This is a genomic window from Vulcanococcus sp. (genome assembly GCF_044369115.1).
In the GTDB taxonomy this organism is placed as follows: Bacteria; Cyanobacteriota; Cyanobacteriia; order PCC-6307; family Cyanobiaceae; genus Vulcanococcus.
Window position 1 is genome coordinate 1 of sequence record NZ_JBIPMN010000100.1, and the last position, 9,629, is coordinate 9,629.

Annotated in this window: 9 protein-coding genes and 1 pseudogene; 4 read left to right on the plus strand and 6 right to left on the minus strand. The window is 67.9% G+C overall.

Translation table 11 applies throughout. From position 1 onward, the window contains the following. Positions 1 to 991: Rieske 2Fe-2S domain-containing protein (locus ACIQ2E_RS08930; RefSeq protein WP_398329157.1), on the minus strand; the 991-nt coding region annotated here is incomplete at its 3' end. Then, a complete protein-coding gene (locus ACIQ2E_RS08935; protein WP_398329160.1) occupies positions 991 to 3,096 on the minus strand; it encodes an HDIG domain-containing metalloprotein in 2,106 nt (701 codons plus the stop codon). The genes ACIQ2E_RS08935 and ACIQ2E_RS08930, both read right to left, overlap by 1 nt. 72 nt (positions 3,097 to 3,168) lie before the next feature. Here ACIQ2E_RS08935 and folD point away from each other — a divergent pair, with 72 nt between their 5' ends. The 4 genes from folD (at position 3,169) to ACIQ2E_RS08955 (ending at position 7,033) form a co-directional block, all read left to right on the plus strand. Continuing rightward, on the plus strand, positions 3,169 to 4,065 hold the full coding sequence (folD, locus tag ACIQ2E_RS08940) for a bifunctional methylenetetrahydrofolate dehydrogenase/methenyltetrahydrofolate cyclohydrolase FolD (RefSeq protein ID WP_398329163.1): 897 nt from the start codon (positions 3,169 to 3,171) through the stop codon (positions 4,063 to 4,065). 73 nt (positions 4,066 to 4,138) lie between these two features. Continuing rightward, on the plus strand, positions 4,139 to 5,077 hold the full coding sequence (crtE, locus tag ACIQ2E_RS08945) for a geranylgeranyl diphosphate synthase CrtE (RefSeq protein ID WP_398329166.1): 939 nt from the start codon (positions 4,139 to 4,141) through the stop codon (positions 5,075 to 5,077). After that, complete coding sequence (locus ACIQ2E_RS08950; protein WP_398329169.1) at positions 5,074 to 5,586, plus strand: divergent PAP2 family protein; 513 nt, start codon at positions 5,074 to 5,076, stop codon at positions 5,584 to 5,586. The genes crtE and ACIQ2E_RS08950 overlap by 4 nt, the downstream gene beginning before the upstream one ends. Then, positions 5,579 to 7,033, plus strand: a complete 1,455-nt coding sequence (locus ACIQ2E_RS08955; protein WP_398329172.1) for an ATP-dependent RecD-like DNA helicase — start codon at positions 5,579 to 5,581, stop codon at positions 7,031 to 7,033. Before ACIQ2E_RS08950 ends, ACIQ2E_RS08955 begins: the two co-directional genes overlap by 8 nt. 7 nt (positions 7,034 to 7,040) lie before the next feature. Here the strand turns inward: ACIQ2E_RS08955 and ACIQ2E_RS08960 are convergent, their stop codons facing one another. The 4 genes and pseudogenes from ACIQ2E_RS08960 to ACIQ2E_RS08975 all read right to left on the minus strand — a co-directional run. After that, the gene (locus tag ACIQ2E_RS08960; protein ID WP_398329175.1) at positions 7,041 to 7,724 is read right to left on the minus strand and encodes a GAP family protein; all 684 of its coding nucleotides are present in this window, start codon (positions 7,722 to 7,724) and stop codon (positions 7,041 to 7,043) included. Positions 7,725 to 7,734: 10 nt separating this feature from the next. Then, positions 7,735 to 8,175 carry an acylphosphatase gene (locus ACIQ2E_RS08965; RefSeq protein WP_398329178.1) on the minus strand — a complete coding sequence of 147 codons (441 nt, stop codon included), beginning with the start codon at positions 8,173 to 8,175 and terminating at the stop codon, positions 7,735 to 7,737. Positions 8,176 to 8,229: 54 nt separating this feature from the next. Further along, positions 8,230 to 8,817: a histidine phosphatase family protein gene (locus ACIQ2E_RS08970; RefSeq protein ID WP_398329181.1), complete on the minus strand. Its 588-nt coding sequence runs from the start codon at positions 8,815 to 8,817 to the stop codon at positions 8,230 to 8,232. Positions 8,818 to 8,828: 11 nt separating this feature from the next. After that, positions 8,829 to 9,629 (minus strand): annotated as a pseudogene (locus tag ACIQ2E_RS08975) (cobyrinate a,c-diamide synthase); the annotation flags it as partial.

The window sequence follows — 9,629 nt, forward strand, 5'->3', positions numbered from 1 at the left end:
AGTCGTGTAGAGCGCGGATGTAGAGATCGGCGCTGGTGGGTAGGTAAAAGCTGCGCATGGCCTCCTGGCTGCCGCCGCGCTGCTCCAGTACGCGCTCCTGCCAGTGCAGGAACAGTTGGTCGTCTTCCAGCACCACGTGGTTGCCCAGGTGTTGCAGCCACTGCGGCCGCAGACCCAGCAGCCGAGCTGGCCAGGGGGAGTTGAACTGGAAGGGGAAGCGCGCGAAGAGGCGGCACTCACCCCGGCGTATCGGGGTGGCGTACACCACGGTGAGGATGCGCGCGAAGCCTTTGGCGGTGAGGTCGTGCCACATCAGGGATGGGGCGGCGTAGGTGGTGAATTGGCTGCCGAGCTTGCCCCGGCGCGGGCCCTCCTGCCAGAGGCCCGTGAAGCCTTCGGGGCCGAAGCTGGTGAGCTTCAGTTCTACCGGTCCGGCGTTCTCACGCCGCCCCACCGTGGCGTGGTGGGTGAAGGGCACATGGCTCACGTCCAGCACGTTCTCCAGCAGGGTGAGCGCATCCATGGGGAGATCGCGGAAGGTGTCTTGCACCACCCAGCCCTGCTCCTCGATCAAGGGCACCAGAGGCAAGGGTTGGGATGGGGCCTCCGCAGCATCACCGCTGAACACAAACAGCAGCCCCTGGCCTGTGGCGGTGGCGTAGCTGCGGCAGTGGCTGCGGGCGCCGATGCTGCTGCCGTCTGAGGCCTGGGGGATTGCGGTGCAGCGCCCCTCGCCGTTGAACGTCCAGCCATGATACGGGCACTCGAGTTCACCGGCTGGGTTCAGGCGGCCGTCGGAGAGGGGCACCAGCCGATGGGGGCAACGATCCGCCAGGGCCCGCCATGCGCCGCTGCTGCGCTCGAACCAGAGCACCAGATCGTTCCCCATCAGAGTGAACGGTGTTGGCCGGCTGGGATCGAGATCCCTCAGGAAGGCCACCGGATACCAGGCGTGCTGCCAGCGGTTGGTTTGGTGGGAGCTGGCGGGCATCAGGCGCTGTAACCCTTACGGGCTGGGATCGGATAGGGAATCCGACGATGGCGCATACGGCGCCACACCCGCACAAAGGCCCGCACCAGCAGTTCCAGTTCGGCCAGGCTCAGGCCGCTGTCGAGGAGCTGGCCATCGCGCCAGCGGGCCTCCACGATGCGCCGCACCATGGCACGGGCCTCCTCTTCGCTCGTATCGGGTGGGAGAGAACGCAGGGCGGCTTCACAGCCATCGGCCAGCATCAGTACTGCCGTTTCGCGGCTGCGGGGGATCGGCCCGCGGTAGCGGAAATCGGCTTCGCAGATGTTGGGTTTGCGCCGCCGGGCTTCGTGCAGGAAGTAGCCCATCTTCAGCGTGCCCTGATGCTCAGGGATGAAGTCCGCCAGCGGGCGGGGCAGGCGATAGCGGCGGGCGAGCTTGAGCCCTTCATCCACGTGGGCCTGGAGGATGCCGGCGCTCAGTTGCGGGTCATCGAGCTTGTCGTGGGGATTGTCGGTGCCCATCTGGTTTTCGATGAACCACTGCGGGCCGTGCAGTTTGCCCACGTCGTGATAAAGCGCACCGGTGCGGATCAGATCGGTGTCGGCCTGGATTGCTCGCCCCCCCTCTTCCGCCAAGCCGCAGATCATCAAGGTGTGCTCAAACGTTCCGGGTGCCTCGCACGACAATCGGCGCAGCAGCGGCCGCTCCAGATCCGCCAGCTCCAGCAGTCGTGCCCGGGTGAGCAGATCAAAGAAGCTCTCCACCAAGGGACTGATCAGCAACACCCCCAGCAGCAGCCCGCCCAATAGCACCGCTTCACCGGGGAGATCAGCCCCCACCGGTAGCCGCCCATCCCCCTCGCCGCTGGCAACCGCCAGCTGGAGCAGCAGCCATTCGGCCACCAGCGCCCCTACGGGAATCAACAGAGCCAGCTGCAGCAACTGGGCGCGGCTGCGCTGCCGCCCGGCCAACACCGCTGTGGCGGCAGCCACACCCGCGGCCACCAGGATCCGCTGGTCGTTGAAGGGGGCCAGGGGCAGCGGCCAAAGCAGTGAGGCAATCGCCACCCAGGCCAGGCCGGCTGTGGTGCCAAGCCCTTGCGCTAGCAACAACGTGGCTGGCACCAGCAGAGCCAGCGGGCTCGCGGCCGACCCGAGCCAGAGTTTGAAGCCCTGCACGATGAGCAACAGCCCCAGGGCCAGCAGCGCTTGGCGCGGCTCCAGGCTGGCGCGGTTTTGGCGCAGCACCAGCACCAGCACCCCGCAGGCAGCTAGCGCTTCGCAGGCATGCAGCAGCCAGGCACCGATCAAGGGGCGGCGGTTCACCAGCCCGAAGTAATCGAGCACTGCATACGACTGATTGCTGATCGGCTCGCCCTGGCGGGTGATCAGCTCGCCTTTGCGCACCTTGATGGTGGGGATGCCCTGCTGGGTGAGCAGGTCTTCAATCAGCTGTTGGCTGAGGGTGGCATCGATGCGCAGATTGCCGCGGCCCTGCAGCGAGCTCGCCACCACCCGGCCGCCCACGCTGCGCCCCGGTTCGCTGAGGTTGTCAAGTTGGAGCTTGGCTGCTTGCTCCAGTTGGCGGTGGGCCACGCTGCTCACCAGACCCTGCTGCAGCATCCGCCGCTGAGCCTGGCGCAGATCCTCTTCCCACACCCGCAGCACTGCGGGCGATTGGGCCGCCAGCCAGTCGCGCTCTTCGGGACTGAGATCGAGGGGCGCTACCCGCTCCTGGTTCGTGCTGGCCAGGCGCTGAATCGCTTGCAGTTGTCGCTCCAGGCGCTGCTCCAGTTCGCGGTTGATGCGCGGATCCACCACCTGCACGTGGGTGCGCGGACCGAGCTGTGAGCGTCGTTGCTCCAGTGCATCGGAATCCACCACCGTGGCGGCTTTGGGGGCTCGCACGGTGAAGGGGGAGGGCACTCCCGGCCGCAGGCTGGGCTCCACCAGCCAAGGCCAGCTGGAGAGGAAAGCCACCAGCAGGGCAATGATCAGCACCACCACGCCATCGCGGCGGCGCCAGGGCGTGAGCGCCTGCCGCGGCAGCTCCAGCCGCAACAGCCCGCGCCGGAGCCGCTTCAGAGTTCGCCAGGGGCGATGGCCGGGAACCGTGCCGCTCACTGAAGAGGCTGTGAAGTCCACACGCTAGCGATGCCGTTGCATGCTGAAGGCAGTGTCAGGTGCCCTCGGTCCATGGCCACGCGTCTGGATGGCCGCCAGCTGGCGGCAACGATCGAAGAGCGGTTGCAGGCCGTGGTGGCCGAACGCCTCGAGCGCGCCGGGCGGCCTCCGGGGCTGGCGGTGCTGCGGGTGGGCGATGACCCTGCCAGTGGCGTGTACGTGGCCAACAAAGAGAAGGCTTGCAGCCGCATCGGTATCACCAATCTGGGGGCCCACCTGCCCGCTGGCACGCCGGCCGCCGAGGTGCTGAGCACGATCCAGCGGCTTAACGCTGATCCCGCTGTGGACGGCATCCTGCTGCAGCTGCCCCTGCCGGCCGGTTTGGATGAGCGGCCGCTGCTGGCGGCCATCGATCCAGAGAAGGATGCCGATGGCCTGCACACCCTCAACCTCGGGCGACTGCTCAAAGGTGAACCCGGCCCCCGCAGCTGCACCCCCGCCGGGGTGATGGCGCTGCTGGCGGCCGCCGGTGTTGAGCTGGCAGGCAAGCGCGCCGTGGTGGTGGGGCGCAGCATCCTGGTGGGCCAGCCGATGGCATTGATGCTGCAGGCGGCCAATGCCACCGTGAGCATCGGCCACTCCCGCACTAAGGATCTGGCGGAGCTCACCCGCCAGGCGGATGTGCTGGTGGTGGCGGCCGGCAAGCCGCGCATGATTGGCGCTGAACACGTCAAGCCCGGTGCGGTGGTGGTGGATGTGGGCATCCACCGCCTCGAAGCTGAGGCCGGAGCCAAGCCGCGTCTTTGCGGGGATGTGCGCTTCGATCAGGTGGAGCCGATCGCCAGCGCGATCAGCCCGGTGCCCGGCGGTGTGGGCCCGATGACGGTGACTCTCCTGCTGGTGAACACCGTGGCCAGCTGGTGCCAGCGCTGCGGCCTCGATCAGCCGCTGGCGGATCTGTTGCCATAAACGGCCCGGCTCAAGCGCCCTCGGCCCTGGCCTGAGAGAATCCGCGTCAGCGATGGCCCCAGGCCCAGCCCCCATGACCGCGGCCGTCACCAGCACCGGCAACAGTTCTGCCGCCGAGGCCGCCGGCTTCGACTTCGCTGCCTACCTGGAAACGGCGCGGCTACAGGTTGAGGCAGCTCTGGATGGCTCCCTGGGTCCGGAGCGCCCCGAAAGCCTGCGCGAGGCAATGCGCTACTCACTGCTGGCCGGTGGCAAACGGCTGCGGCCGATCCTCTGTCTGGCGGCCTGCGAACTGGCGGGCGGCGACAGCGCTCTGGCGATGCCCACGGCGGTGGCGCTGGAGATGATTCACACCATGTCGCTGATTCATGACGATCTGCCCGCCATGGACAACGACGATCTGCGCCGCGGCCGGCCTACCAATCACAAGGTGTACGGCGAGGCCAACGCGATCCTGGCCGGCGATGCCCTGCTCACCCGCGCCTTTGAGATGGTGGCGCTGCGCAGCCCTGGTGTGCCGCCTGAGCAGCTGTTGAAGGTGGTGGGTGAACTGAGCCTGGCCTCCGGTGCCCCTGGCCTGGTGGGCGGCCAGGTGGTGGATCTGGAGTGCGAGGGCAAAGACGTTGACCTCGAGACGCTCGAGTACATCCATCTCCACAAAACCGGTGCTCTGCTGCGCGCCTGCGTGTTCACCGGTGCTCTGATCGCCGGCGCACCCGATGCCCTGCTGGAGGCCCTGCGCACCTACGCCCGCGGCATTGGCCTGGCCTTCCAGATCATCGACGACATCCTCGATGTGACCGCCAGCAGTGAGGTGCTTGGCAAGACCGCCGGCAAGGACCTCACCGCAGATAAGACCACGTATCCGAAGCTGCTGGGTCTGGAGGAGTCGCGCAAGCGGGCCGATGCGTTGGTAGCGGAGGCCAAGGCGGCCCTGGAGCCCTGGAGCGCCGGCGGCAAGGCTGCCCCGCTGCTGGCCCTGGCCGACTACATCACGAGCCGCGACCGATGAGTTCGCCCCTGCTCGGGATCCTCGATAACGGAGCCCTCTGGTGGGGCCTGGCGGCCTGCGGCAGCGCCCAGCTCTCCAAGCTGCTGATTGAGCTGGTGGTGCACCGCCGCTGGAACCCCAAGGTGCTGGTGGAAACCGGGGGCATGCCCTCGAGTCACTCCGCCCTGCTCACCGGTACTGCCGCTGCCCTGGGCTGGCAGCAGGGCTTTGATTCCCCCGTGTTCGCCCTGGCGGCCACGATGTGCTTCGTGGTGCTCTACGACGCCGCCGGTGTGCGCCGGGCGGCCGGGATCACAGCCCAGCGGGTGAATGCTCTGCCCGATGGTCTCTGGGAACTGCACCCTGATGAGACGCCGGAGCTCAAGCCTCTCAAGGAAAACCTCGGCCACTCGCGTCTCGAGGTGTTGGTGGGCAGCGTGATCGGGCCGCTGGTGGCTCTGCCCGGCCTGGTGTGGGTGGGATCGCCGCTGCTGCTGGCGCAGCACTGGGGCTGGTTGGCGATTGGCTGAGGCCCTCACGGCTGGCCAGGCTGCGGCGGCCGAGGCCTTTGCTGCCTGGCTGAAGGCTCCTTATGACGGCACGCCGTTTGTACTCAGCGGCTACGCGGGCACCGGCAAGACCTACCTCTCCCGCCATCTGCTGCAGCAGGTGGACGATCTGGGGTTGTGTTGGACCGTGGTGGCTCCAACCCACAAAGCGGTTGGGGTGCTGCGGCAACAGCTTGCCTGGGCTGGCCTGCAGCCCACCTGGTACCCGAGCACGATCCACAGGCTGCTGCGCCTGAAGCTCAAGCGCCAGGGGGATCTGGAATGCTGTGAGGAGACCGAGCAAACGGCTGCATCGCTCGAAAACCTTGGTCTGGTGCTGGTGGATGAGGCGTCGATGGTCGACAGCACCCTGCTGGAGATCGCCCTGCGCTGCGCTCACCCCTTCCGCACCCGCCTGGTGTTCGTGGGTGATCCGGCCCAGCTGCCGCCGGTGGGAGAGCCCTCCAGCCCCGTGTTTGCCTTGGGCCGATCAGTGGCCGCTGAGCTCATCGAGGTGGTGCGCCATCAAGGGCCCGTGTTGCAGCTGGCCACGGGGTTACGCAACGGCCAACTCCCCTGTCGTCAACCACCTGCCCTAGCGCCGCAGCGCGACGATCAAGGCCAGGTGGCGGCGCTGGCCCGCGCCGATTGGCTCGCCGCCGCCCAGGCAGCCCTGCACCGTGGGGCCGAGCTCGACAACCCCGACCACGCTCGCATTCTCTGCTACACCAACCGTGCCCTCGAGCAGTTGGTGCCGATCGCACGCCGTGCCATCCACGGTGAGATGGCCGATCAGCTGCCTGTGCTCCCAGGAGAGGTGTTGATTACCCGCGCCGCGGTGATGGCACCGGCTTGCCGGGCCGGTGAAGAGGCGGCGGAAGAGCCCGACATGCTTCTGGGCTCCAACCGCGAGCTGGTGGTGCGCGATGTGATGCCGGAGCGCTGTGATCTGGCGGATTTCGGCATCAGCAGTGCAGATGGCTTCACCGTGCCTGTGATCGACACCCTCAGCGCCGAGGTGGAGGCCGGCGAAGCCCGGCTCACCTTGCGGCTGTTGCCGCCTGCCGGCAGCACCGCTCGCGCCGACCTCGATGCCTTGATGCAGCAGTTGCGTCAGCAGGCCCGCGATGCCGGCAAACAGGCGGGCCGTGCCCTCTGGCGCCGCTATTTCCTGGTGCGCGATGCCTTCGCCTCCCTGGGGCCAGCTGCCGTGCTCACCGTGCACCGCAGCCAGGGCAGCACCTTCGGTGAGGTGTTTGTGGCGGGAGATGTGTTCTGGCCCAGCGATGCGGTGCTGCGCCGACAGCTGGTGTACGTGGCTGTAAGCCGCGCCAGCCAGGCGGTGTGGCTCGTGGCGGATGGTCGCCTTGGCGCCAGCGCTGCCGAGGAGCAGCAGCGCTGGCGCGACTGGCTTGAGCAGGAACCTTGAGCTCAGCTCACAACTGCAAGCCCTCGATGCCCTGCCAGCCGAGGTAGCCCGCCAGCACCAGGCTCAGCCCCCCCACCAACAGATCGCCCCGGGCGAACAGCACCTGCTTGCCCTTTTCGAGCAGCGGCACCACCCGATCGCGCCCTACCAGCACCGCACCGAAGGGCAGCAGTAGCGCCAAGCTGGCCGAAAGGGCGAAGCCGGCGGTGTAGAGCACCTCCTGAACACGGCTGAGGCCAGAGGCCAACAGCGCCGAGGCGGCTTTGGCGAACAGGAAAAGATCGTCCGGGCTGATGACCTCGATGGCGCAGCTGGCCCCGAGCAGCAACGGCAGCGGCATCGCACAGAAGCGATCCAGTTGGCGGGTCCAGGCGGGGGGATCCTGCCCTTCCTCCTTGCGTTCCAGCAGTTCTTTGAGGCCCAACGCCAGCAGTGCGCCAGCGGCCAATAGATCCAGCCCCGTGCGGTGGCTGCTGCCTTTTTCCATGGTGAGCAGCAGGCCATGCCCCACGGTGAGCAACAGCACCACCATCAGGGTCACGGTGGCCACCCAGCTGAGCACAAACAAGCCGCCGCGGCGCAGCGGCTGGGGGCCCAACAGCAGCAGCAGCAGCAAGCCGATATGGATCGGACTGATGGCGATGCCACTGCCGTAGGCCAGCAGTTCGGCCCACAGAGTCCCGTTTGTCATCGCGGCTGGTTCAGCGTCGAACTTCGAACCAGTCTTCCCTGCTTGGTGCCAGTTGGCTATGGCTCACGCTGTGCACGCCGGCACCCTGGGGCCCTCGTTCGCACCAGAGACGCAGTTCGGTGAGCTGGTGCAACGCTCCCTCCGCCTGCACTTCCACCGAGCCATCGGGCCGGTTGCGCACCCAGCCGTTCACATCCAGCTCGCGGGCTTTCTGGCAGCAGGCTGCTCGATAGCCCACGCCCTGCACCCGGCCGCGCACGATCAGCTGCCAGCGCTCCAGCCGCTGCTGCGCAGATGGATCGGGCCGTTCCACCTCCAGCCATTCGCGCTGGCGCACGCTGCGGCCACTGCGTCCTGGCGTGTAGGCATCCGCGATCAGCCAGCCCGGTGCCCGCGATTCAACCTGGCGAGGGGTGCTGCGCTTAGCCCCCGAGTCTTTGTGTTTGCCCACTGCTGCTAGCTCTCTTCCGCATGTTCACAAGCTGGCACGGCAGCGGCCCTTCGGCTACGGGTGCGGAACCGGCGCGTTCCAACGCAGCAGGGCTCGTTGCTCGCGCTCGCTGCCCAGCACGCAGAAGCTGCCGGTGCCCAGCACCAACAGCGCACCACCGGCTACCCCAAGCCCCAGCCAGCACCCCGCCAGGCTGCGAAGGATGTGGCCATGGGCGAACAGGGCCACGCGCCCGCCTGGGTGCTGCTGCACCAGACGGGCGATCAAGGCTTCACAGCGCTCCTGCACCTGCGTCAGGCTCTCGCCTTCTGGGCAGGGATGGCTGAACACTGTCCAGCCAGGAACGCTCTGGCGGATCTCGGCGGTGGTGATGCCTTCGTAGCGTCCGTAGTCCCACTCGCGCAGATCGGGTTCGAGCTGGGCCTGGCTGCCCAGTCCCGCCAGCTCACAGGTGCGACGGGCCCGTTGCAAAGGGCTGCAGTACACCGCATCAAACGTGTGCTGCGCCAGTAGGGGGGCGAGAGCGCGTGCTTCCGCCTCGCCTTGGGGCACCAGGGGGATGTCGGTGCTGCCGGTGTGGCGGCCGTTGAGGGCCCACTCGGTGGCGCCATGCCGCAGCAGCCAGAGTTCGGGGTTGGCCATCAGGAGTGCGCTCAACAGGGCAGCAGGGGAGGCGTGCGCCGGGCTGCTGCGGCCAGCCGCTGCGGGATGAAGCCGCAGCCGCCCCAGTGCAGGTGCAGCCAACTGGCATGGAGGGTGGCGGTGCTCCAGCCCTCGGGGCGTGGCGGGCAGCCCCAGCCCTCAAGCTGCCACAGCTGATCGGCTTTGTCAGGGCTGGTGTTCAGCTGCCAGCGGTGAAATTCATGGCCGCTCACCTGTTCGCCGCATTGCAGCACCAGGCCGCTGCGCAAGGCGGTGGCGCTGCGGTAGCCGAGGCTGAGCTGCCCCCGCTCGGCCCGGAACGGCAGCAGGCCAGCCATGGCGTGGGCGTTGCCCTGCTGGTCGGTGAGCTCCTGGCCGAGCAGCAGCAGTCCGCCGCATTCGGCGTAGATCGGTAGGCCCTGCTGCTGGGCCCGCCGCAATTCCTGCAGGCTGCGCTGGCTGGCGGCCAGTTGTGCCGCATGCAGCTCCGGGTATCCACCCGGTAACACCAGCGCCTGGCAGCCCCCGGGCAGCGCTTGATCCGCCAGAGGCGACCAGTGCTGCACCTCCACCCCTTGCTGCGCCAGCAGTTCACTCGCTTCGGGATAACGGAAGTGGAAGGCGGCATCGCTGGCGATGGCGATGCGCACCGGGCCGCGGGCGGCGCTGGCTGGCTCGGCGGTGTTGGGTTGGGAGCCTTGGCCTGGCTTGGGCTTGGGGGCCTGCAGCAGCGGCCAGAGCTGATCCAGCTTCAGGTGCCGTTCGGCCAGATCCGCCCAGGCTCCAAGCCGTTGTTCCAGATCGGCCAGCTC

Coding starts and splice junctions, on each gene's coding strand:
- folD (WP_398329163.1), top strand. CDS start 3,169: ATGGCCACGCGTCTGGATGGCCGCCAGCTGGCGGCAACGATCGAAGAG.
- ACIQ2E_RS08970 (WP_398329181.1), bottom strand. CDS start 8,817: ATGGCCAACCCCGAACTCTGGCTGCTGCGGCATGGCGCCACCGAGTGG.
- ACIQ2E_RS08960 (WP_398329175.1), bottom strand. CDS start 7,724: ATGACAAACGGGACTCTGTGGGCCGAACTGCTGGCCTACGGCAGTGGC.
- ACIQ2E_RS08950 (WP_398329169.1), top strand. CDS start 5,074: ATGAGTTCGCCCCTGCTCGGGATCCTCGATAACGGAGCCCTCTGGTGG.
- crtE (WP_398329166.1), top strand. CDS start 4,139: ATGACCGCGGCCGTCACCAGCACCGGCAACAGTTCTGCCGCCGAGGCC.